Origin of the sequence: Mariprofundus micogutta, from assembly GCF_001895085.1 — a bacterium.
GTDB lineage: Bacteria > Pseudomonadota > Zetaproteobacteria > Mariprofundales > Mariprofundaceae > Mariprofundus > Mariprofundus micogutta.
The window spans coordinates 1-23989 of record NZ_BDFD01000020.1 but is presented as its reverse complement, the minus strand read 5'-3'; the positions used below and the strand labels follow the sequence as shown (position 1 = coordinate 23989).

At 48.8% G+C, this 23989-nt stretch carries 23 protein-coding genes; 15 read left to right on the top strand and 8 right to left on the bottom strand.

Going from position 1 to position 23989, the window contains the following annotated elements; all coding sequences use genetic code 11:
• Positions 1–17 precede the first annotated feature (17 nt).
• The 5 genes from MMIC_RS10235 (at position 18) to amrS (ending at position 5832) form a co-directional block, all read left to right on the top strand.
• Positions 18–1100, top strand: coding sequence for a BsuBI/PstI family type II restriction endonuclease (locus MMIC_RS10235; RefSeq protein WP_072660381.1), 1083 nt, complete (start codon positions 18–20; stop codon positions 1098–1100).
• A 257-nt stretch (positions 1101–1357) separates the two neighbouring features.
• Positions 1358–3346 carry a TonB-dependent receptor plug domain-containing protein gene (locus tag MMIC_RS10230; protein WP_072660380.1) on the top strand — a complete coding sequence of 663 codons (1989 nt, stop codon included), beginning with the start codon at positions 1358–1360 and terminating at the stop codon, positions 3344–3346.
• Positions 3347–3384: 38 nt separating this feature from the next.
• A complete protein-coding gene (gene amrB, locus MMIC_RS10225; protein ID WP_072660379.1) occupies positions 3385–4194 on the top strand; it encodes an AmmeMemoRadiSam system protein B in 810 nt (269 codons plus the stop codon).
• A complete protein-coding gene (gene amrA, locus MMIC_RS10220; protein ID WP_072660378.1) occupies positions 4187–4759 on the top strand; it encodes an AmmeMemoRadiSam system protein A in 573 nt (190 codons plus the stop codon). The genes amrB and amrA overlap by 8 nt, the downstream gene beginning before the upstream one ends.
• A 2-nt stretch (positions 4760–4761) precedes the next feature.
• Positions 4762–5832 carry an AmmeMemoRadiSam system radical SAM enzyme gene (gene amrS, locus MMIC_RS10215; protein ID WP_072660377.1) on the top strand — a complete coding sequence of 357 codons (1071 nt, stop codon included), beginning with the start codon at positions 4762–4764 and terminating at the stop codon, positions 5830–5832.
• 6 nt (positions 5833–5838) lie between these two features.
• On the opposite strand, the gene MMIC_RS10210 is transcribed toward amrS, so the two are convergent.
• Positions 5839–6567: a competence/damage-inducible protein A gene (locus MMIC_RS10210; protein WP_072660376.1), complete on the bottom strand. Its 729-nt coding sequence runs from the start codon at positions 6565–6567 to the stop codon at positions 5839–5841.
• Between the two features lie 23 nt (positions 6568–6590).
• Complete coding sequence (gene htpX, locus MMIC_RS10205; RefSeq protein WP_072660375.1) at positions 6591–7499, bottom strand: protease HtpX; 909 nt, start codon at positions 7497–7499, stop codon at positions 6591–6593.
• A 96-nt stretch (positions 7500–7595) separates the two neighbouring features.
• Between htpX and lon the strand changes: the two genes are divergently transcribed.
• A complete protein-coding gene (gene lon / locus MMIC_RS10200) occupies positions 7596–10025 on the top strand; it encodes an endopeptidase La (RefSeq protein ID WP_072660374.1) in 2430 nt (809 codons plus the stop codon).
• On the opposite strand, the gene MMIC_RS10195 is transcribed toward lon, so the two are convergent.
• Positions 10022–10924: a DMT family transporter gene (locus tag MMIC_RS10195; protein WP_072660373.1), complete on the bottom strand. Its 903-nt coding sequence runs from the start codon at positions 10922–10924 to the stop codon at positions 10022–10024. The genes lon and MMIC_RS10195 overlap by 4 nt on opposite strands.
• A 6-nt stretch (positions 10925–10930) precedes the next feature.
• Entirely contained in the window at positions 10931–11407 is a 477-nt protein-coding gene (gene lspA, locus MMIC_RS10190; RefSeq protein WP_072660372.1) for a signal peptidase II, read from the bottom strand.
• Between the two features lie 335 nt (positions 11408–11742).
• Here lspA and mutS point away from each other — a divergent pair, with 335 nt between their 5' ends.
• The 7 genes from mutS to MMIC_RS10155 are packed head-to-tail and all read left to right on the top strand — an operon-like array spanning position 11743 to position 19674.
• Positions 11743–14334, top strand: a complete 2592-nt coding sequence (mutS, locus tag MMIC_RS10185; RefSeq protein ID WP_227819475.1) for a DNA mismatch repair protein MutS — start codon at positions 11743–11745, stop codon at positions 14332–14334.
• Positions 14331–14645 (top strand): DUF4156 domain-containing protein, encoded by a 315-nt coding sequence (locus tag MMIC_RS10180; protein ID WP_072660370.1) that lies wholly within the window; start codon positions 14331–14333, stop codon positions 14643–14645. The genes mutS and MMIC_RS10180 overlap by 4 nt, the downstream gene beginning before the upstream one ends.
• A gap of 2 nt (positions 14646–14647) precedes the next feature.
• Entirely contained in the window at positions 14648–17206 is a 2559-nt protein-coding gene (gene glnD, locus MMIC_RS10175; protein ID WP_072660369.1) for a [protein-PII] uridylyltransferase, read from the top strand.
• Positions 17203–18123 carry a patatin-like phospholipase family protein gene (locus MMIC_RS10170; RefSeq protein WP_072660368.1) on the top strand — a complete coding sequence of 307 codons (921 nt, stop codon included), beginning with the start codon at positions 17203–17205 and terminating at the stop codon, positions 18121–18123. Before glnD ends, MMIC_RS10170 begins: the two co-directional genes overlap by 4 nt.
• Entirely contained in the window at positions 18120–18809 is a 690-nt protein-coding gene (locus tag MMIC_RS10165; protein WP_072660367.1) for a nucleotidyltransferase family protein, read from the top strand. The genes MMIC_RS10170 and MMIC_RS10165 overlap by 4 nt, the downstream gene beginning before the upstream one ends.
• Positions 18809–19270 (top strand): YaiI/YqxD family protein, encoded by a 462-nt coding sequence (locus MMIC_RS10160; protein WP_072660366.1) that lies wholly within the window; start codon positions 18809–18811, stop codon positions 19268–19270. Before MMIC_RS10165 ends, MMIC_RS10160 begins: the two co-directional genes overlap by 1 nt.
• Positions 19267–19674 carry an HIT family protein gene (locus MMIC_RS10155; protein ID WP_072660365.1) on the top strand — a complete coding sequence of 136 codons (408 nt, stop codon included), beginning with the start codon at positions 19267–19269 and terminating at the stop codon, positions 19672–19674. Before MMIC_RS10160 ends, MMIC_RS10155 begins: the two co-directional genes overlap by 4 nt.
• Here the strand turns inward: MMIC_RS10155 and MMIC_RS10150 are convergent.
• From MMIC_RS10150 to MMIC_RS10140, 3 genes are read right to left on the bottom strand one after another with little or no spacing between them, the layout of a single operon-like run.
• A complete protein-coding gene (locus MMIC_RS10150; RefSeq protein ID WP_072660364.1) occupies positions 19671–20240 on the bottom strand; it encodes a methyltransferase domain-containing protein in 570 nt (189 codons plus the stop codon). The two genes, MMIC_RS10155 and MMIC_RS10150, sit on opposite strands and share 4 nt — an antisense overlap.
• Positions 20237–20461, bottom strand: a complete 225-nt coding sequence (locus MMIC_RS10145; protein WP_072660363.1) for a sulfurtransferase TusA family protein — start codon at positions 20459–20461, stop codon at positions 20237–20239. The genes MMIC_RS10150 and MMIC_RS10145 overlap by 4 nt, the downstream gene beginning before the upstream one ends.
• Positions 20462–20476: 15 nt before the next feature.
• On the bottom strand, positions 20477–20965 hold the full coding sequence (locus MMIC_RS10140; protein ID WP_072660362.1) for a DsrE/DsrF/DrsH-like family protein: 489 nt from the start codon (positions 20963–20965) through the stop codon (positions 20477–20479).
• 301 nt (positions 20966–21266) lie between these two features.
• Between MMIC_RS10140 and MMIC_RS10135 the strand changes: the two genes are divergently transcribed.
• Positions 21267–21833: a YqhA family protein gene (locus MMIC_RS10135; protein WP_072660361.1), complete on the top strand. Its 567-nt coding sequence runs from the start codon at positions 21267–21269 to the stop codon at positions 21831–21833.
• 80 nt (positions 21834–21913) lie between these two features.
• The gene (locus MMIC_RS10130; RefSeq protein WP_072660360.1) at positions 21914–22513 is read left to right on the top strand and encodes a YqhA family protein; all 600 of its coding nucleotides are present in this window, start codon (positions 21914–21916) and stop codon (positions 22511–22513) included.
• Between the two features lie 40 nt (positions 22514–22553).
• On the opposite strand, the gene apbC is transcribed toward MMIC_RS10130, so the two are convergent.
• Positions 22554–23627, bottom strand: coding sequence for an iron-sulfur cluster carrier protein ApbC (gene apbC, locus MMIC_RS10125; RefSeq protein ID WP_072660359.1), 1074 nt, complete (start codon positions 23625–23627; stop codon positions 22554–22556).
• Positions 23628–23989: the final 362 nt, after the last annotated feature.

The window sequence follows — 23989 nt, the reverse complement described above, 5'->3', positions numbered from 1 at the left end:
CATTGGGAGGGAAAGGAATGTATAATAACGATACTGGGGGCTTGGTTCAACTCCCAGCTCTATCAACCTTAGAGGAAATAAGAAGACGGCTAAATTTGATTTTTCCAGAATCTTTCCCAGACAGAACAATTCTTGTTGGTGACATGGCAGCCAAAGTCATTTTTGTCTTTCAATATGGCGGATTCATAGATGGCAATGAGCAGTATTTAAGACCTTCCTTCATTTACCTCTTTACCGAAGAGCAGGCAAAGAAGAAATCAGACCAAGAGCGAATAGAATGGTCCTCATCAACAACAAAGCCCAAGTTCAAGCCAGAAGGTGTCAGGTGGTATAGTGATGGAACGAGGGAGCCTATTCGAGATGATCTTATAAAAAATGAATTAATTAAATTTGGTGTTGTGACAAAGCTTCCTGGCTATGCAACAACATCCCCAAAGCCAACTTTAGCCTTGGCTAATCACTTTTCAGCTTTGTTTGCTCCTGATTTGACTGATGAAGCCTTGAATACCGCTATTGAAGAATGGAGAAAGACCCATCTTGACCAAACTGTTCTGCAGCGGATGGCACTTAAGGCTAAAGGCATTCAGGCCAAAAAAGGCGACATACTCATAGAAATGCCAGATGAAACTAAAATCCGTATTTCTGCGGGACCGTCATCTCTAATCATTCAAGGGTTGATTGAAGACTATACAAAGCGGCACATGGAGGACCCCGCTGTACTATGGATAAGCGAGAGTGATCAGAAAGAGCACCTGCATCTCAAGGAACTCTCCGAAAGTGTAGGGTTACGATTTGACCTTAATATGGAACTTCCGGACCTAATTCTAGCAGAATTTGGAGATCCTATTGAATTCCTGTTTTGCGAAATTGTGGCTTCTGATGGAGCTATTACTGAGGCCCGCCGGGAAACTCTTTTGCAGATTGTAGAAGGGTCAAAGATACCCGTTGACAGTGTTAAGTTCCTGACCGCTTTTGAAGATAGGGAAGCTCAAGCGTTTCGGAAAAATTTTAGTAAGCTAGCTGTCGGATCACTGGTTTGGTTTAGGACGGAGCCAGAACTAATTGTACTACTGAGCAATCAGAAGCTTAAAGACCTGTAAAAAGAAACACGCTCAGAGAGCGCCCTGCTCAAGTGAGCGGCTTGATATTGTAGCCACCTTTTTCAACACTTTTGCTGATCGGCTTGCATTTTGGGGTGAGTTACCTCAATTTATTCGCTCTGCTGTAGCTGTACGTGTTGCAACGATTATGTTTATCGTCTTTTTGGATTAATTTTTCGCATGCTGTGGAGGCCATGCCGTTTGGGCATGTACAGCTGTACTCCTATGAATGGGAAATCGAATAATAAGGAGAGGGGATGGAAATCAACACATTGCGGTGGACGTGCGTAGTGAAGTTAATGCTGCCAGTGATTATGGCTGCAAGTTTATCTTCTACGCAGGTCACAGCTGCCGAAGCAGATACATCTACACTGCTTGAAATGGATATGGCGCAATTGATGAATGTCGAAGTAACGACCATCGATAAATGGGCCATGCCGCTGGATGATGCTGCAGCTGCGGTCACCGTACTGAGTAGTGAAGATATTTTACGCTCCGGCATGCAGACGGTACCTGAATTGATGCGCATGGTTCCCGGCATGCAAGTCGCCCGAACATCTGCCTCGGCATGGGCGATTTCAGCACGTGGTTTCAATGGGACATTTGCCCGAACAATGTTGGTGATGGTTGATGGCCGTTCTATTTACACGCCGCTTACATCGGGTGTGGACTGGTTTCGCCGAGACCTCCTCTTGGAAAACATCAAGCGCATTGAAGTGATTCGTGGTCCCGGAGGTGCCATCTGGGGAGCCAATGCCATGACCGGGGTGATCAACATCATTACCAAGAAATCGCTGGATACACAAGGGATTCTGGTTGCGGGAAGTGGTGGGAACCGGCTGCATAGCATGGGTAAGCTGCGATATGGGGGCGAGCTGGGTTATAATACCTCATATCGTATCAGTGGTCGCTACGCTGCTCATGGCCGGCAGATGAACAGCAATGGTCTTGTCTACAACAATGATGACTGGGACCAGAGTCGTATTGATTTCCGTATTGATTCCAGGCTGTCCTCTGTTGATCATATTTCCCTGCAGGGTGCAAGAAACCGTGGTACGCTGCATAATATTCCGAGCAGTGGCATTTTTTCTGGCTCCCATTTAATGGGAGAGTGGCAACATGATTTTTCGGAGGAGTCCGCTTTACGCATGCAGGCCTACGTTGACCAAACGAAAAAAGAGACTTTTAAACAGCTAAGGTTTGATCATATCAATACGTATGATTTTGATATGTCTCACCATTTTAAGCTCGCAGAGCAGCTTGCAGTCAACTGGGGCCTTGGTTATCGAAAGACACGGTTTAACAACATCAATACCACTGGCGCGAATCCATTACTATCCTATCACCCCGCCCAATCTCACACCCGCACCTATCGTGGTTTTGTACAGGCGAGGTCATATTGGCACGAGCGTAATGTACAGCTGACGTTGGGCTCAAAGTTTGAGAACAACAGCTATACCGGTTTTGAGTACCAGCCTTCGGCGCAATTACTTTGGCATATCGAACAGAACCATACTATCTGGGGGGCAATCTCCCGTACTGTATCTACACCGACCCGATTTGATGACGCAGCTTCACTAGCGCTATCAGGACTTCCCTTTCCTTTTCCTCCCAGCATTAACCTGATACAACCCAACCCTGATTTGGAAAGTCAGGTTCAGTTGTCTTATGAGGCTGGCTATCGCGGTATGCTGGCTGATAATCTTCACCTATCGCTGTCACTTTTTTTCAATCGTTACAAGCGCCTGAGTACCAGTGAGGATTTCGGATTCTTTGGCGGTATCATTGGTAACGGACTTGGGGGCAGTGTGCACGGAGGCGAATTAACGCTTCAGTGGCAGGCTTCGAAGGATTGGCTGCTTAAAGCCAGCTATAGTCATATCAATATGGAAAGCCTGAAGCCTGAATCATGGTCCACGGCCCGGACAGCAGGATTGGAAGTATTGCAGAGCAATGCTCGAAATATGGCTTCGCTGCAGTCCAGGCTGGATTTACCATGGCAGCTGCAGTTTGATAGTGCGATATATTATGTTGCCAGTCTGCAGGCAGCCGGAGGTATCGTTACCCCTGCATACAACCGTGTTGATGCCCGCATTGCCTGGTCGCCAAACAAACAGCTGCAGCTGAGTCTGGCTGCAAACGATCTGTTTGATAAAAGCCGACCACAGTATCTTGATTCAACAAGCTTCAACCTGACTGATATCGGGCGCAGTTTCCATGCTCAGGCGACATACAACTACGATTAAGCTACACTACAATCACCCAGCTTTATGAGGTGATGTTGATGTCTGTTCGTCCTGCTGCAGTTGCCGGAATGTTTTATCCTGATCATGCGGATGAGTTGTCGCAGTTTATCAACAACTCTGTGGCAACTGCAGAAAATGCGACAGGCAAACTGATTATTGGATGTCCCAAAGCTGTCATTGTTCCCCATGCCGGATATATCTATTCCGGTTTGACTGCCGCCTTTGCCTATGCTGCTGTTAAATCGACAGCTATCAGACGTGTGCTTCTATTCGGACCGGCTCATCGTGTTCCCTTTTACGGCATGGCACTGCCGGAATGTGATGTCTTTGAAACGCCATTGGGGAGGATTGAGCTGGATCAGGAGTCCATGACTGCAGCTCTTGAATTGCCACATGTCTGCTTGAATGATCAGGCCCATGCCCGGGAGCATTCGCTGGAAGTGCAGCTTCCTTTTTTGCAAATAGTATTGAATGACATTCAGTTGATACCTCTGTGTGTCGGTATGGTAGAGCCCGAAGCTGTTGCCGAAGTAATGTCTGCGCTCTGGGGGGGTGATGATACACTTGTTGTGATCAGCTCTGACCTTTCCCATTTTCATGCCTATCAAGAAGCCCGGGCGATTGATGAAAAAAGTATTGAAACCGTGTTGGCGAAAACAGATGATTTAAGCCATGATCAGGCTTGCGGTGCCACGGCAATCAATGCCTTGCAACAGATTGCCCGCGAGAAGCACATGTCGTTGAAGTTACTGGATTACCGGAATTCAGGTGATACGGCTGGAGATAAAGATCGCGTGGTAGGTTATGCTTCAATAGGGTGTTATGAACACAGGAGTGCTCATGAGTGAGTCAGTCAATAAGGGCAGGTTACTTACGGGAATTGCACGCGCTGCAATTGCCAGGCAACTTGATTTGGCTGCGGGGAATATAAATACTGATGGTATCAAATGGCTGCAGGAGCCTGGCGCATCATTTGTGACACTGTATCTGCAAGGTGTTTTGCGAGGCTGCATAGGGTCACTGGAGACTTATCGTTCATTGCTTGAAGATGTGTCTGCAAATGCAGTGGCTTCAGCATTTCATGATCATCGTTTTGCTCCGCTTACGGCAGATGAATTTGCCAATGTTCAGATTGAGGTTTCTGTATTGTCGTCACTGGAGGCCATGCATGCACGCAATGAGAGTATTGCCTTGTCCAAGCTACGCCCCGGTGTTGATGGTGTGGTGTTTAAATTCGGCCTCTACAAAGCGACATTTTTACCACAGGTGTGGACACAAATACCTGAAGCGAAAGAGTTTCTTGGCCAGTTAAAGGTCAAGGCGGGTCTTTCAGCTGATTTCTGGCATCCAGAGGTGCTGCTTTACAAATATCAGGTCAATAAATTCCGGGAACAGGAGCATTCAAAAGAGTAGCCATGGATCATACTCATCACCCTGCCCGTTACTGGCATGCGCTTAAAGATGGCCGTGTTCAGTGTGATGTCTGCCCGCGTGATTGTAAGTTGCACGAAGGGCAGCGGGGTTTGTGTTTTGTACGACGTTGCGAGGATGGCAAGATTGTCCTGACTACATATGGCCGTTCGTCTGGTTTTTGTATTGATCCGATCGAGAAAAAACCGCTGAATCATTTTTATCCGGGCTCCAGCGTACTCTCTTTTGGCACGGCTGGATGCAATCTGGCATGTAAATTCTGTCAGAACTGGGATATCTCCAAATCTCGCGAGTTTGATCGCCTGTGTGATCAGGCTGAGCCGAATCAGATTGCACAGGCTGCAGCAGAGCATGGCTGTAGGAGCGTCTCTTTTACCTATAACGATCCGATTATCTTTCTCGAATATGCAGTTGATACAGCAATAGCCTGCCATGAACAGGGCATCAGGACGGTAGCTGTCACCTCAGCTTATATTCATCCTGAAGCGAGGGCTGAATTTTTTTCTCATATGGATGCGGCCAACGTTGATTTGAAAGCATTTACGGAAGAATTTTATCACAAGCTATGTGCGGGGCAGTTGCAACCGGTGCTGGATTCGCTGCTCTATCTGAAACATGAAACAGATGTATGGTTTGAAATAACCACCTTGCTGATTCCGGGGCAGAATGACAGCGATGAGGAACTCACGGCCATGTGCGACTGGATTGCGCAGAATCTGGGACTCGATGTGCCGCTGCATTTCACCGCATTTCATCCGGACTGGAAAATGATGAACTTGCCGCCTACGCCATCAGCCACACTTTCCCGGGCACGGGATATTGGCCTGAAAGCAGGGCTGCATTATGTTTATACCGGTAATGTGCATGACCAGACCGGTGATACGACGTTCTGCCCGGGCTGTGGAGAAAGAGTCATTGTGCGGGACTGGTATGAGATCATTGAACACCGGCTTAGCGATACAGGTGAGTGCATCATGTGCGGTGCGAAAGTCCCCGGCTGTTTTGATGAATTTTATGACGCATTTGGTGCCCGACGCATTCCAATTCGGATTTAATGCCTGTTATTGAGATGTAGAGATTTTCTCCAGCATTTGTTCGACTGAATTCCGGGCTTGCTGAAGTCGCTCTGCATCCTGTCCGCTCAGGCAAATTTTGCCGCAGGGGTTGGGGCCGCAACGACCCGGGTAAGATCCAACTTCAACATCTGCAAACTGCTCCTGAATGTCGGTGAGTTGCTTGGCAAACAGACTTTCAGGCAGTTCCACTTCAATTTCAATGCGTTGATAGGGTTTGTCACCGAAGCGGTGCAGGATGGAATCAATCTGCGATTCGAAAATGTAGGGGACTCCGGCGAGGATAAAGACATTGCCGATATGTGCGCCCGGGGCAATGGTCTTTTCGCAACGAATCAGGCGCGAGCCTTCAGGAACCCGGCTCATACGTCTGCGCCCTTCATTCAGGCCCTCTACACCAAAATGCTCTGTCATGGCTTGAACAATATAACTGTGCTCAATCAGTTCGACGCCAAATGCCGCAGCAATGGATTCCATGGTGATGTCGTCATGGGTGGGGCCAATGCCACCAGAAGTAATGACAGCATCAAACTCTGCTCTCAGACGGTTCAAGGTAGAGATAATGGCTTCACGATCATCGGGAATGATGGCCACTTCAGCCAGTTTACAGCCTGCTTCAAACAGTTTACCGGCCGCATAATAGGCATTGGCCTCGCGGGTGCGTCCAGAAAGTACTTCGTTGCCAATCACTAACATGGCTGCAGTCTGATATTTCATCGTGCAGCCATGTTAGATTATGATTAGTTGCGTGGCAAAGACCGCAGTGCCGCGATACGAGCTTCAGTTGGTGGATGCGTGGAAAACAGGTGAGCAAAACCTTTGCTCTGACCATGAATTTTCATGGTGGCCAGCGCATCTTCACTCATACCTTCTTCTCGATGTTCGGAGTTGAGTGTGCGCTGTGCCAGCGCCTCAATCTTTTGCAGGGCAGATGCCATATTCTCAGCACCCACGGCATGAGCTGCAAAGGCATCGGCACGGAATTCCCGACGGCGGGAGAACCAGCAGATCGGAATCATGGCCAGAATCGACAGCATGAACTGCAGCGCCATATATACAGCAAATCCCATCCAGTAGTTGCGTTCCATCAGCGGGCGGGAAATCATGCGGGCCAGGAAATAGACGAAGGTGTTCATCAGTCCTTGTAACAGGGTGGTAGCCATCATATCACCATTGGTGACATGCCCGACCTCATGCGCAACTACAGCCTTCAATTCATCATCGGTGAGGTTCATCGCCAAACCCGAGGAAACGGCGACCATGGCATTGTTGCGTGTCGGGCCTGTGGCAAATGCATTAGGCACATCATCCCAGTAGACCCAGACTTCCGGCATTTTGATGCCTTCAGACTGCGCCAGTTCAGCAACAGTGTTATAAACGACTTTTTCCTTGGGTGTTGATGGATCGGTGATCTGCTGCATACGCATGCCGCGCTTGGCCAGAAACTTGGACATGAACAGTGAGATAAAAGCGCCACCGAAACCGAATACCATGGCCCAGGCAAATTCATGAATGGCCAGCGAGCCGCGTAAATCGATACCAAAACCCGGTAATACGAAATTGATGAGGATGGTGCCGGTAATCGCCAGAGTAAAAAAGATCAATAAATTGGTGACAATTAACAGGAAAATCCCTTTAAACCATTGCATCATAAAACTCCTTAAGTGACTAGTTAACGAATATGGGGGCATCATTTTGCAAATTCAAGTCTTGAATTCAGGTTAACTTTACCTTAAAAAGAACTTATGAATTCAGATACCATACATGATCCCGAAATTGTAGATGAAGCAGCCCATGATCAAACATCGCAACTGGTGCGTTCAGAGGAGACGTTGCCGCAGCATTTGACGCTGTTGCCGCTGTCGAACAGGCCTCTGTTTCCCGGACTGGTTGTGCCGCTGGTGTATGAAGGCGATGAAATGGGAAAAATCGTCCGTGATCTGGCCGCAGGGCATGAGCAGCATATTGGACTGGTGATGGTGCGCGATGAGAATGAGTCTTATGTGCCGGAGAATTTATATGATGTAGGCGTAGTTGCCCGCATTGCCAAAGCCGTAGAAATTGAAGGGCATGGCCTGCATCTGGTGGTGGAGTGTTTGCAGCGCTTCAAAATTGAAGGTTTTCTTAGCAGTGAAAATCCGATTCGAGTGCTTGCGCACTACCGCGAAGAAACTTCCTATGAAGATAATATTGAACTTCGCGCCTACACCGTGGCAGTGATCAATACGATCAAGGAATTGCTCAAACATAATCCCCTGTATGAGGAAGAGCTGCGCCTGTTTGCTTCCCGATTTGATGTGAATGAACCGAATCGACTGGCGGATTTTGCTGCCAGTCTGACCACGGCCAGCCGTGAAGATTTGCAGGATATCCTTGAAACGTATCCGATTTATGAACGATTGAAAAAGGTGGTTACGCTACTCAATCGTGAACTCAATGTGAGCAAGGTACAGCGCAAGATTCGCGATAATATTGAAGAGAAGGTGTCTGATCAGCAGCGCCGGTTCTTTCTGCATGAGCAGCTGCAGGAGATCCAGCGCGAACTGGGCATGAATGAAGACCCGCGCGAAAAAGAGATTGAAGAATTTCAGAAGAAAGCGGAAAAATTGAAGTTCAGCGAGGAAGCAGCCAAAGCATTTGATGAAGAGCTTGAGAAGTTGGCCATGCTGGAAACCTCATCCCCCGAATACAGCGTCACACGCAGTTATCTGGACTGGCTCACCTGTTTGCCATGGGGTAAAACTGTTCGCGAAAAATATAATCTGAAAACTGCATCACGTGCCTTGAATAAACATCATTCCGGGCTTGATGATGTGAAGGATAGAATTCTTGAGTTTATTGCGGTTGGTGCACGCAAGAAAGCGGTTGGCGGCTCGATTATTCTGTTTGTAGGCCCGCCAGGTGTGGGTAAAACATCTTTGGGTAAAGCTATTGCCGAAGCAGTAGGGCGCCCGTTTTATCGATTCTCAGTCGGTGGCATGCGTGATGAAGCGGAAATTAAAGGTCATCGCCGCACTTATATCGGTGCCATGCCTGGCAAGATCGTGCAGGCGCTCAAGCGTTTGGAAGTGGCCAACCCGGTAGTCATGATTGATGAAGTGGACAAGATCGGTTCCGATTTCCGTGGTGATCCGGCTTCAGCCTTACTGGAAGTGCTTGATCCGGAGCAGAATTCCGATTTCATGGACCATTATCTGGATGTGCGTTTTGACCTGTCACAGGTTCTGTTCCTGTTGACAGCCAATCAGCTCGATACGGTTCCGCGTCCATTGCTGGATCGTGCCGAAATCATTCGTCTGCCCGGTTATATGACCAGTGAAAAAATTGAGATTGGTCGTAAACACCTTTGGCCGAACCAGCTGAAAGAGCATGCCTTAACACGTGCTGATGTCAGCATTACAGCCTCTGTGATCAAGCATATGGTTGAGGATTATGCCCGCGAACCCGGTGTACGCCGGCTTGAAGGCTTGATGAAGAAAACCTTGCGTAAAGTAGCGCGAAAACTTGCAGAGGGCAGTGCGACTGTACCTGTGCGAATCGCGGCATCTGATCTGTCAGATTATATCGGCAAACCGCGTTATCGTGAGTCGGCGATCAAGCAGGAAGTAGGGCTGTCCACGGGTCTGGCCTGGACAGCCATGGGCGGCGTTACACTTTCGCTGGAGGTGACTGTCGCTCATCATGATCGGCGTGGCATGAAGGTGACAGGCCAGCTCGGCAAAGTGATGCAGGAGTCTGCTGAAATCGCTTACTCATACGTCACGGCCAATCTGGCTCGTTTTGGTGCACCGGCTGATTTTTATGACAAGGCATTTATACATCTGCATGTGCCGGAAGGCGCTGTGCCGAAAGATGGACCGTCGGCAGGCATAGCCATTGCAACAGCATTGTTATCGCTGGCATTAGGAAAAGCACCTGCCCGCATGGCCATGACAGGTGAGATGACGCTGGTTGGTGATGTGCTTGCTATTGGCGGCGAGCGTGAAAAGCTGCTTGCAGCCAAACGTCTGGGTATTTCTGAAGTGATCCTGCCCGCTGCCAATGAGGTGGATGTGGATGAATTGCCGGACAGTGTGTGTGATGGTTTGAATATCCATTATGCAAAACATTTCAAAGACGTTGCCAGGCTGATGTTCGATATTCGCATGAAACCGGCGAGAAGAAAGAAAGGCTAAATTCTCTCCTGTTCATCAATGGCTGGAACTGCTCCGGGTGGTTCTGGCATTGGTTCACTGCGCTCACGCGCCACCAGAATGCCAGCGATCACGATAGCTGTAGTACCGAGCAATCCGAGTAGGTCAGGGATCTCGCTCCACAGCAGATAGCCAAGCAAACCGGCAAAGATCAGGCCGCTATAACCCAGTGGAGAAACCTGGGAAGCGGGGGCCTGTTTGTAGGCTCGGGTTAAAGCCAGATGACCGATATTGCCGAATATGCCCATAGCAACCAGCCAGCCCCATTGCTCTGCATCCGGCCAGCGGAATTCGAACAGCATGGGAATAAATGAAATCAGACTCGCGAGCATGGCAAACCAGATTACAATGCGGATAGCCGGTTCTGTATTTGAAAGTTTCTTTACTGTGGTTAATGCAAGGCCTGCAAGCGCGCCTGAAGCAAGGCCGATTAAACCTGCAGTTGATGCAATTTCAGAGGAGGGATGGAACAGCAGGGCTACGCCGATGAGGCCGGTGATGGCTGCTATTTTACGACTGCGTGTCCATGTTTCGCCCAGCCAGATGGTGGCAAACATGGCGATGAACAGTGGTGAGGTGTAATTGAGCAGCAAGGCATCGGCCAGTGGCAGATGGAACAGGGCATAGAAGTAGAGATACATGGCCGACAAACCGATGAATGCGCGGAATAGATGTAAGCCCCAGACGCTGCTTTTCAATGAAATCTTCTGGCGATACATCAGTGGCAATAACAGGAGCAGGGCTAGGAAATTACGAAAAAATACAACTTCCGATTGCGGCAGGTATTCGGACAATATACGAATGCAGGCGGCCATAAGAGCAAAACTTGCAGCCGAAAGCAGGGCGAAAAGTACCCAGGAGCTACGATGTTGGTGAGTAATGGCTGCTCAGCCTTTTTTGAAACTTGTCAGTAAGAGCAGTGAAACAGCAACAAAGATGCAGGCATCAGCAATATTAAAGGCCGGCCAGTGATATTCAGTCGAACCTGTGCGTACAAACCAGTCAATGAAATCGACCACATAACCGAGTTGCGCACGATCCCAGATATTGCCCGCAGCACCGGCAAGAATAAGTACAAGTAGCCATGAGGTAATACCCCTGCGCTTTCTTTCCTGTATCCACCAGAAGATTACAGCGATGGAAATGCCGATAGTAACCCCCAGCAGCAGATACAGACGCCATGCGCCGGGCAGATCGGCAAACATGGAGAAGGCAACGCCGTAGTTATAGGCACGCACGATGTTGAAATATCCGTCAATGACGACAAAGGGATGGAAGTCAGGCTGCTGTATCCACCATTTGCTGATCTGGTCGGCTGCCAGTAACAGGATGAACAGGATAATTTGTTGAGTGGTTCTGGTCATATGGCAAAACTCTGGATTGATGAGGGGGGAAGTCAATCAGCCTTTTTTGTTTCGCCAATACATTAGAAAAATATTGATGCAGATCACATCAGCCCATTCTCGTCACTGCTATCGTATGCCTACAGCGTTTTAGTGGAATTATTGCTAAAGCATGGATCATTACTACCGATAGATAGTAGTGAAACAAGACGCTATAACAATATAGCCCGGGTAAATATGCATTCCCCCCCTCCCCTTCCTGAAGCATATTTCCCGGGCTTCAGCGTTTTTAAGTCAAAGTCATTTTTTATTTCTCAGGCTTAAGCATCGCAAACTCACGTGTTACATTACCGCCCATGGTAAAGAAGACGGGCGCAACAGCTCACACCCCCATGATGCAGCAGTATTTGAAGATCAAATCCGAGTATTCGGATTGTCTGCTGTTTTATCGTATGGGGGATTTTTATGAGATGTTTTTCGATGATGCTGTTGATGCATCAAAAATTCTCGATATTACGCTGACTAAACGCGGCAAAGCGGGTGGCGATGACATTCCCATGGCCGGTGTGCCCTGGCATCAGGCTGAAGGTTATCTTGCCCGTCTTGTTGCAGCCGGGAAACGGGTGGCTGTATGCGAACAGATGGAGGCACCTGACGGATCGAAAGGGCCTGTGCGTCGTGATGTTGTACGTGTGGTAACATCGGGTACGATTACTGAAGCATCTCTACTCGATCATTCCAGATCCGCACCCCTGGTTGCCTGTTATCGGCAGGGCGAAAAGTGGGGGCTTGCTGCAGTAGAGCTTTCCTGTGGACACTGGCGTCTGCTTGAAGGAGAAGGGCAGATGATGCTCGATGAGCAGCTGGCTGTGCTTGCGCCTGCTGAATTACTGCTACCCACAGCGGAAGAGTTGCAAGTTGATATTCCGGTCAGCCGTCCGGGTGACTGGAGCTTTTCATCATCGGTTACTCAGGAACAGTTGCAGCAGCATTTTGGTGTTACCGACTGGTTATCGCTGAATCTGGATAAACATGAACTGGCCAGTGCGGCAGTAGGGGCAGTACTTGTCTATCTGGGCCAAACGCAGAAATGCGCATTGGAGCACCTTTCGCTACCCGTATTTGTTGAGCGTTCACAGGGCATGGCTATTGATATGCGCTCGCGTCGCAATCTTGAACTGTACTGTTCGCTTAATGGCGATCCTAAAGGCGGTTTGATCCACGTGCTGGATGAAACGAAGACACCAATGGGTGCACGTCTGTTGCGTGAGTGGATAGATCACCCACTGACGGATCTGGGCCGTTTGAATGATCGCCAGGATGCAGTACAGAGCCTGACCGATGATTCAGATACCCTGAGCGCGTTGCGCAATGCTCTGGGCGGGGTGCGTGATATGGAGCGCATGCTGACCCGTATTGTACTCAGTCGTGCCAGTCCGCGTGATTTCCGTGGTCTGACAGAAGCACTGGTTGCATTGCCGGACCTGTATAAGCTGCTTGCTGATCGCACAGGTCTGTTTGCAGATATGACGCAGGCTATGCAGGGATTAGAGCCCATTGCTGATGAACTGGATGGTGCGATCATTGAGATGCCGCCGCAGGTGTTTCGCGATGGTGGTGTGATACGTGCGGGTTTCGATGCAGAACTTGATCGCCTGCGCTCGCTCGCCAAAGATGCCGGAGACTGGCTGAACGATTATGAGAAACGCGAACGTGAACGGACAGGACTGGCGAATCTGCGCGTGAAGTATAATAAAGTTTTCGGCTATTTTATTGAGATTTCAAAGGTACAGGCTAAAGATGCACCATCGGATTACGTGCGCAAACAGACGCTGGTTAATGCTGAGCGTTTTATTACGGATGAGTTGCACCAGTTTGAATCTGAAATTCTCGGTGCACGCGATGCGGCTCTTGCGCGTGAAGAGGGGTTGGTTGAAGCTATCCGCAAGCAGATATGTGCGCATGCATCGGCCATTCAGCAAGCTGCCCGTGCAGTAGCCGGTGTGGATGTGATCAGTTGCTTTTCGCACCTTGCCCGAAGCTGTCATTATGTACGGCCGGATGTGCATTCGGGGCGCAATCTGAAACTTGTCGGTGGCCGTCATCCTGTGGTGGAAAAGCATCTAGGCAGTGATGAACCCTTTGTGGCCAATGATACCCATATGGATTTGAAATCCCGTCGCTTTATGCTGCTGACAGGCCCGAATATGGGTGGTAAATCCACCTATATGCGGCAGGTCGCCTGGATTGTATGGCTGGCGCATACCGGTTGTTTTGTGCCGGCTGATGAAGCGCGTATTCCACTGACCAAACGTATTTTTACTCGCGTAGGGGCAGGTGATGAACTGACCAGCGGGCGCTCCACATTTATGGTGGAGATGATGGAAACGGCCACTATTCTGAATCAGTTGGAGCCTCGCTCACTGGTGATTGTTGATGAAATCGGTCGTGGCACCAGCACATGGGACGGACTGGCTATTGCCTGGTCTGTGGCAGAGCGGTTGATTGAATCGAAAGATGTAATGACTCTGTTTGCTACACATTATCATGAATTGACCGAACTTCCTGATGATAATGAGGTGGCTTTTAATGCCTCTGTAACCGTGCGGGAGTGGAATGGTTCGGTGATATTTATGCATCAGGTTATTGAAGATGCAGCCGATCAGTCTTATGGCATCGCTGTAGCTCAGCTGGCCGGCTTACCCCGGGAAGTGATCAAACGGGCGCGCGAGCATCTATTCAGATTGGAGCATGGTTCAGAGCTGGCAGCCGAGACAGGTAAGCCACAGTTGGGGCTGTTTGCTGTTGCTGAGAAGCGGCAACAGGAAAATGACCTGGAGCGGTTGAAACGGCTGGAACAAAGGCTGGTATCCATTGATGTCGAGAGCATGCGACCGCTTGATGCATTAACGTTACTGGACGAACTGAAAAATGAGGTTGAACAATGAACAAACAACTGATTTTGATTGCACTGCTGGTAGCAGGTTTATCTGCCTGTACCTGGGTTGAGGTTGATCCTCAGGCACAGGGTGTGCGTGTGGCCGAGTTATCTCAGGTGACAAGCTGTAAACATCTGGGCAAGGCGACTGTGTCATTGCTCGATAAGGTGTTGTTTGTTTCCAGAGGTGAAAAACAGGTGGAAGAAGAGCTTGAGCGATTGGGCCGCAACAGTGCAGCGGAAATGGACGGTGATACCATCGTACCGATGAGCAAGGTGATTGACGGCGAACGTGTATTTAACGTTTACCAGTGTAAATAGTGATGACAAACAAGCAAAAGCTGCAGGAGATCTATGATCAGGTAGGGGTGGCCTTTGCAGCCGGAAAAAGCGGCTCTGAACTCAGCAGAATGATGTGGCAGCAGGTCAATACATTGCTCATTGAGCTCTGGAAAGAGAAGGCACCATCTGCAGTTGAATGCGTGGATCTGGTTACCGTCGGTGGTTCAGGTCGCGGTGAACTCTCTCCCCATTCAGACTGGGATATCTGGTTTCTTATGCCGGAAAAATGTCCGACAAAAGTTGAGGAAGAGCTTCAGGCATTCCTGTTGTCACTCTGGGATATGGGAGCCAAGATCGGTCATGCTGTACGTACAGTTAATGAATCGATTGAGCATGTGAACGAAGACTGGTCCAGTGCCACTGCGGCCACGGAGTCCCGGCTACTGTTTGGTTCCGGTGAACTTTATGGGCAGTTGCAGACTATGCTCGACAGCTTCTTTAAAAAACAGCGCAAGGCATTTGTAGAGGCCAAGCTTCTGGAAGTGGAAACCCGCCATGGGCGTACTGATGGAACGGCCTTCTGGATGGAGCCGGACATCAAAGAGGGCAAAGGGGGCTTGCGTGATGTACAGGCTGTATTCTGGATGGCCAAAGTCTGGTATGGCAACGATGATATTGACGGTCTGGTTTCCGCTGGTGCGATTTCCGGGAAAGAGCGAGACAATCTGTTAAGTGCGCAGGACTTTCTCTGGCGCTGTCGTACCGGCTTGCACCTGGAGGTGAAACGGGCCTCTGATCGTCTGGGTTTTGAGCAGCAGGCTTTGTTGGCAGAAAAAATGGGTTACCGGGCTGTATCACACAGGCCGGCAGTAGATGCCTTTATGAAAGATTACTTTAGACATGTCGGTCGAATCGCTCGTGTGTCCGGGATGCTGTTTATGCATTTTCAGGAACAACTGAATCCAAAACTGTTCTCTTTCACACGAAATATTGGAGATGGTTTTACGTTGGAAGGCAAACGCCTGGGTATCAAAGACGAGCAAGTATTCAGGGAAGATCCGCTTCGTTTGCTACGTATTTTTCTTGAAGCCCAGAAAGGGCAGCGTCATCTCTCCAGCCGGGCGCTTAGACAGGTTCGAGCTGATGTGCTGCTGATTGATGATGCGTTCAGGATGAATCCTGTCGCTCAGCGAATTTTTTTGCAGATTTTACGTTCCAAACGCAATGTACACTGGGCACTGACGGAGATGAATAATACCGGCATTTTGGGTCGTTTTATTCCCGAGTTTCGTGATGTCGTAGGGCTGGGACAATTTAATCAGTATCACGCTTTTACCGTGGATGAACACACGATCCGGGCGGTGGGTGAGGCTCGTAATTTCTGGCATCGGGAGCGCAAAGCCCGATTGCCGCTGGCGCAGGATGTTTGCTATAAACTTAATCGACCCGAATTGCTATATATCGCTCTTATTTTCCACGATATCGCCAAGGGGCTGCCGGGTGATCACTCGGATGTCGGAGCGGTGATGGCCAGAGAGTTTTGTGGGCGAATCGGCATGGATGCTGATGCTACAGATCTGGTTTCGTGGCTGGTGAAAGAGCATCTGCTGATGGCGGTCAAAAGTCAGCGTTTTGATCTAACTGATCCGGAAGTGATCCGGGCTTTTGCTGAACGTGTAGGTAGTCAGCAACGCTTACAGTATCTGCTATTGTTGACGGTGGCTGATATTGCAGCGGTTGGCCCCAATGTCTGGAATGACTGGAAAGGCTCCCTGCTTGCCGAATTATATCGCTTAACCGAGCAGTATTTCCTCAATGATGAGAGCATTAGTGAGACGTCCGAACGCCTTTATCAAACCCGTGTGCAGGCTGTACTTGCAGGGCTTGAGGGTGATGAGGCTGGGTTGCGAGGCACTCTGGGTTTGATGTCCAGGCAATGCGTCATGCATTTTCCTCCGCGCCAGATGATGGATATTGTGCCAATGCTTAAAAAAAGCGATGGCAATGAAGTGAAATTCTGGGTTGATAATGACCGTTCGGAAACACTGTTTTACGTGGTTGCTCACCCTCGACAGGGTCTGTTTGCAGCGCTTGCTGCTACTTTAACATCAGGGCACGCCAGTATTCTCAATGCTCAGGCCTATGCGTTGCAAGATGGCAGGGTGCTTGATGTGTTCCATCTGCAGGGCTCTGATGGAACGCCTTTTAATATCGCTTCCGATCTGGAGCGTTTGCAGACCCGGGTAGAAAAACTACTGGCAACAGAACAGTTGCCTGCCTTGCTGTTTGATAAATCATTCAAGGTGAATGTATTGATGCGAAATGTGCCCGTGCGTGTGCGGGAACTACCCAAAGCGACATTCCGTGAAACAGCTATAGAGGTGTCTACTGCCGATCAGCCGCGCCTGCTGGCAAGGCTTGCCGATGCCATTGCCAAAGAAGGTTATGCACTGCACGGTGCTTCGGTCTCAACCTTTGGTGAACGAGCTGTAGATGTCTTTTTTGTTGCAGGTAAGGATTCAGGGCCATTGACGACTGCACAGATAGAGGTGTTATGTGATAAATTGTCTGATGTGGCTGCATTACCGGAAAATGAATGACACTGCTTGAGCGCATGTTTTCTGCCCGTCGGAAAAAGAAGCACGGTTTTGTGCTTGCACTTGGTGGAGGTGGCGGGCGCGGTCTTGCACATCTCGGCGTGTTAGAAGTGCTTGATGAACATCATCTTAAGCCTGACGCGATCATAGGCTGCAGTATCGGCTCACTGTTCGGGGCAATGTATGCAATCAATCCTGACGCCAGGCAGGTTACCGAGCGCGCCATGGATATTATGGCGCATGAGTCTTTTTCCAGATTATCACTGCCGGATATGGATGGGCGAGCGGATGAGGAATCCGGTTGGCTGGACCGACTGGCTTCAGCAGCCAAGCAGACCATGATGTTAACCCGGGCAGCAACTGATCGTGCAATTGGTGATACCGATGCCTTGATTGATATTGCATACTCATTTTGTGGCGGCGAATCATTCAGCGATGCCAAAATCCCTTTGTATACGACAGCAGTGGAGTTCCCTCGTGGTGATTGTCATCTGTTTTCAGCCGATTCACATGTAAAACTGCCCTGTGCTATTGCAGCAAGTATGGCTATTCCCGGAATTTTTGATCCGGTTAGTGTTGGCGGAAAAAAGTATGTTGATGGTGGTGTGGCTTCAGATCTGCCGGTGATCGAGGCGCAGATGATTGCACGCTCTGATCAGCTGGTAGTTGGAGTGAATGTGGGTTCAAGGCCGGGTAGTGATATCGAGCCGGGCAATGTTTATGGCATGCTGGACTGGACGACACAGGTGAAGTCTTATCATCTGCGCAAGACCAATCGTCAACATGCGGATGTGATGATTGAACCTCTGGTAGGATTTACCCAGTGGAATGATTTCAGTAATCCGGAACAGGAAATTGATCGGGGTCGGCAAGCTGCTTATGAAAAGATGCCTGAACTCATCGAAAAACTGGCAGCATGATGACACAACATGTGGACAGGGCAGTTGTGTTGGCAGCCGGACTTGGAACCCGTCTGAAATGGCTGACGAATCATCGTCCCAAGGCATTGATGCTGGTGGCAGGTGAGCCGGTTATCACCCATGTGATTCGCAGGCTTGTGGCACAGGGCGTGCAGGATATCGCTGTGAATACCTTTCATCATGCCGATCAGATGAAGCACTTTCTAGGCGACGGCTCAAAATTCGGTTGTCGTCTGATGATCAGTGATGAAGAGCATCTGCTCGATTCCGGTGGCGGGGTAAAAAAAGCATTGGAACTGTTGCCCGGTGACGGTCCGTTTGCCATCTGCAATGCGGATGTCTTATCTGATATCAATGTTCAACAGCTGGCAGCAGTGTTGCCTGATGCAGGGGTTTCCATTGGCCTGGTTCCCAATCCCTCACATCATCTGCATGGAGATTTCGCATTGAAACAGGGATACGTTATGGCGGATGGAGATGAGAAGTTCACCTTTTCAGGTGTCTCGGTCTGGCATGAAGCTGGATTTGAAAAGTACAAGGTTGGTGACATCTTTTCTTTAACCCAGCCAATGCGTGAACTGATCACTGAAAAACGTTGTGCAGGGCTGGTTTGTCGTGGTCAGTGGTTTGATATTGGTCGGCCGCGTGATCTGATGCGGGCGAATCGTTTTATGAGTGTTTTGTGATGCGTATCTGGGTTGATGCGGATGCCTGTCCGAAAGTGATCAAGGAAATTCTTTTTCGTGCGGCAGAGCGTACCCGCATGCCATTGACGCTGGTTGCCAATATGAAAATTCAGCATCCCAGATCGGAATATATCAACGCCATTCAAGTGGCCGCCGGAGCTGATGTGGCAGATGCCTATATCGTCGATCACGCTGAACCGGGAGATCTGGCCATTACCGCTGATATTCCGCTTGCCGCTGGCATGATTGAAAAAGGTGGCTTTGCCCTGAATCCGAGGGGTGAACTCTATACATCGGATAATGTGCGCAGGGCTTTGAGTGTTCGCAACATGATGGATGAAATGCGGGGTGCAGGTGTGGTAACCGGAGGTCCTCCGGCATTTAATCAGGCAGACCGTATGAAATTTGCCAATCAGTTGGACAGGTTTCTGACGAAACATTTCAAGGAGCAACAATCATGATCCTGCATCCCCAACTGGAAAAAGACTGTTTTATCGTTGGTCAGTTCAAACTCTGTACACTGTTGCTGTTGAACGACTCCAATTACCCATGGTTTATTCTGGTTCCGCAGCGCGAAGGCATCACTGAAATCCATCAGCTATCTGAAGCTGATCAGCAGCAGTTGATGCGTGAGTCATCTATGCTGGCAAGTTGTATCGAAAAAGAGTTCAACGCCGACAAAATCAATATCGCAGCTCTCGGCAATATGGTTCCACAACTGCATATCCACCACATCGTGCGTTACAAGTCCGACCCCGCCTGGCCAGCACCTGTCTGGGGTGAATTTCCAGCAAAGTCATATGATAGTGCCAAGGCAAATGAGATGATGACGGTGCTTCGACAACAGCTGGCTTTAAAGAATTAAATCCGAATAAGCAGGTGAGCCAACTCGTGACGGCCTGATGGGTGAACCACTGTCTCATTATTGTCCGGCCACTGCCAGCGGGAAACATCGAATAGCGGTTTCATGGTTGATAAATCACAGTGGAATGGCGGGCCGCCTTCGGCACCTGTCTGCATGAACAGGGCCAACAGCTGACCACCGGGTTTCAGCTGAGTATGTAACCATTGCTCGTACTTTTCCCATTGTGTGGGTTGCAGAGCACAGAGGCATGTTTGCTCATAGATGGCATCAAACGGTTCCAGTTCAAGCTCAAATAGATCAGCGTGAATGAGTGTGGCACTGAGTTTTTCTTTTTCCAGCATGGCTTGCATGTGATTGATTGCCGGTGTTGCGACATCAACCGCAACGACATCAAAACCGCGACGAGCAAGTTCAATGACTTCATGGCCACGCCCACAGCCTGGCACCAGAATGCGGCAAGGCTCTAGCGTTTCCAACCATGTTGAAAGGGCCGGGCTGAAACCACCACGGTCCCAGCCGGTTTCCTTGTTCTCGTACTTGGCTTCCCAGAATGCGCGATCAGTCACTTCTCAATCACCAGCATGTGTTTGCCGGCTTCATCAGTTGGTTCATTGGATATCACTTTAAAACCCTGCTCTTCACAAGAACGAGGCACATTTTGCAGAGGTTCCCCTTCATTCAGGAGTACTTCGAGCAGTTCACCTTCATTGATCTGTGCCAGTTTTAACTTCACCTTTACAAAGGTCATCGGGCAGGTTTCGCGTGTAATATCGAGAAAATGTTTCATATCAGTCGTCCTTGATTAAATAAAGATGATGTGTGCGTCTTCAGACTCATTGAGGAACGTTGCGACACCTGCCACATCCTGCACCTCTTCAATCATGTCGCTTTTGCTAACTTCCAGTATGTGCATGGCCATTTCACAGGCGACAATGCGAATACCCAGCGCATGTGCTGCTTCAACCAGTTCGGGAAGCGAGGCGACATTGTGCTTTTTCATCATGCCGCCCATAAGTTTGGGGCTAATGCCAAAAAAGTTCAGGCGAGAAAGTGGCAGGTTATTCAGCCCGCCCATGAGGAAATTGAATGCCTTGGCCATGATGCTATTGCCCGTGGCGGCACGCCCTTTGTTTTTCTTCAGGGCATTCAGACCCCAGAATGTGAAAAACATGGTCACTTCACGATTAGTGGCGGCAGCACCCGTAGCAATGGTAAATGCGGCGATGATTTTATCGAAATCGCCGGAGAAGCAGACGATGGAAACTTTCTTTTTGTTTGCGGGTATATTCATGAATATCCTCCATATATCGGGAGCGGAAACCTAGTGCTTATGCATAAAAGGGCAAACAATCGATATGAATACGCGAACCAAGAAAGTAACCTTAATTTATGAATGGTTAGGTTTGTGGCAAATCAAGCATTTATGGCACTCAAGTTGCTCTTGCTTTCTCCGATAAGATATTTGTATTCGTGGTTAGGCAGGAAATATCTATAACATTATTTAGTCTAAAAGGTAGTTTGGCTGTAGGCCTTTTGATAAAGGTTGATACCCAGTTTGAACCTGCTTTCCCTGATATTGGAGGAATAAAACCGTGAAAAAATCTGAAGATCGTTCAGTTCTTGAGGCAGTGTTTGAAAATAGCTTGTGGCAAACCCGCTGGTCTGTTCTGGTGGCGGTTATCAGTAGTATTATTGCATCTTTGCTTATGTTTTACATTGCTGCAGTTGATACATTTTATACGATAGAACATCTAGTTTCTTATGCTGGTGTGCTGGACCATGTCGAACGGGGAGAAGTTAGAGCAGAAGCCGTCGCTCAGGTTGTTGAAATTATTGACATTTTTCTGCTGGCAGTTGTGTTGATGATTTTTGGCCTAGGTCTCTATGAACTCTACATCAGTAAAATTGACCATGCTTATGAAGATGGTGATGAGGCTTCTGATCATCTGCTTTCAATCTCCAGTCTGGATGATTTGAAATCCCGCCTTGGCAAGGTGATTATGATGATATTGATCGTAAAGTTTTTCGAAATGGCCATAGGCATGGAAGTTGATGATACGATGAGCTTACTTATGTTTGCTGGCGGTGTGTTGATGAGTGCTGGGGCATTAATATTTACTGAGATGGCGACACGAAGCGGGGTAAAAAGACGTTCGTGAAGCATTGAGTTTTGCTGAATGGAAATTCATAAGTAACTGGCGCACTTTCCAAAAGTGCTTGCTAGAGTTTGAGAGGGAATATGCAAGATAAATCGGTAATTGGACAAGGTTTCGAGCGTGCTTTGTGGAAAACTCGTTGGGCGGTCCTGCTTGCAGTGGTATGCAGCATTCTAGCTGCGCTGGTCATGTTTTATATTTCTGCTGTTGATACTTTTTATGCGGTGCAACTGTTGTTAGATTATTATGAGCTAGACAGCGCTATGGCTAGGGGTGTTATGCGCGCTGAAGCAGTAGGTATGGTTGTGAAGGTGATTGATATTTTCCTGCTGGCCATTGTGCTGATGATATTTGGTTTGGGAATGTATGAGCTTTATATCAGTAAAATTGATCATGCCTATGAAAATAATGATGAATCTGCTGAACATATGTTGTCAGTTAATAGTCTCGATGATCTAAAATCACGTTTGGGTAAAGTAATTATGATGGTTCTGATCGTAAAGTTTTTTGAGATGGCCATCGGTATGGACATAGATGGCATCAAAGATCTGTTGACCTTCTCAGTTGGTGTTTTGCTCATTGGCGCTACGTTGTTTTTCACAGAAAAAGCATCACGCAAGAAGGGTGAGTGGAAAACCAGGGCATCTGATCGGGAAGGCGGGCCTGAAGACCGCCCTGCATGAATTGTTGCATGTTGAATAGTGCGGGTTGCGCACCGTCAGTTTAGCCCTGAACTATAATTGGAATATCAATTTTGCGACTGTTCTGAATGCTGATTTTGCGCGCGACTTCTCCAGCCAGAGCCTGATAACCTTTGGCTTGCTTTGAATCCGGAGCCGCTGCGACAATCGGTATGCCTTCATCAGCCTTTTCACGGATAGAGATATCAAGTGGGATATGAGCCAGTACTTCAGTCTTGTATTCCTGGCTGAGGCGTTCTGCTCCACCTTCAGCAAAAATAGAGCTGGATTCACCGCAATGCGGGCAGATGAATTGACTCATGTTCTCTACGATGCCCAGCGTATGTACACTGGATTTCTTGAACATATCGATGCCTTTGCGGCAATCGAGCAGGGCAATGTCCTGTGGTGTTGTCACCATCACTGCACCGGTGACCGGCACCTTCTGAGTTAGTGTCAGTTGTGCATCACCCGTACCCGGTGGCATATCAATAAACAGGTAATCCAGATCACCCCAATTTACGTCGGTAAGTAGTTGCCCGAGTGCGCTGGCCACCATCGGCCCTCTCCAGATCATGGCTTGATCATCATCTACCAGGTAACCGATAGAGATGGTTTTCACACCATAATTTTCGAGTGGGCAAATCCTCTTGGCCTGATGATCAATCTCCGGTTTATAACCGGCAAGCCCCATCATGCGCGGAATTGATGGGCCATAAATATCGGCATCGAGCAGGCCTACACGTGCACCGGTCTGGGCCATGGCGACGGCGAGATTGACCGCAGTCGTTGATTTTCCAACGCCACCTTTACCTGATGCTATGGCGATAATATTGGCCACACCCGGAATAGCCTGTTTGCCCTGCGAGGCGGTGACTTTTGAGCTCATGGTAATATCAACAGCTTCGACGCCTGGAAGTGCTGATACAGCTGCATCTGCAGCCTGGCGGAATTCTTCTTTGACCGGACAGGCAGGTGTAGTCAGCTCAATCGTGAATGCCACGCTGCTACCATCAATAACGACATTTTTTACAAAACCCAGTGACACAATATCCTTTTTGAAATCAGGATCGATGATGACAGAAAGTGCATTAAGAATATCGGATTCAGCTACCATGGGGGCCTCGTTAATCGTGTGTTATGAGGCGGCATCGTCTTGATCTTGGGGAAGTTAGTCAACTGTAGGGCTTGTGGGGCTAATGCTTTGTCGAATCCGGGTATAACCGAACGCCCCGCCCAGCAGAACTGGTCGGGGCGCAGCTACACCCACAATAGGGAGGGGATGGGCGCAGCTCAAGAAGAACTATCTTTATAGCTAACTCATAGCTGGTTTGAGTTCGAATGTCAATTTACAGTCTTTTCCAATATGAAATGAGTCTGAAAACGTAGTTGTCCTGTCCATCATATGGGGATGCTTATCCAGATGGACGAAAGGAAGATCAAAACAGTTGCCGATATTTCAGTCTTTCTGTCAGGAAC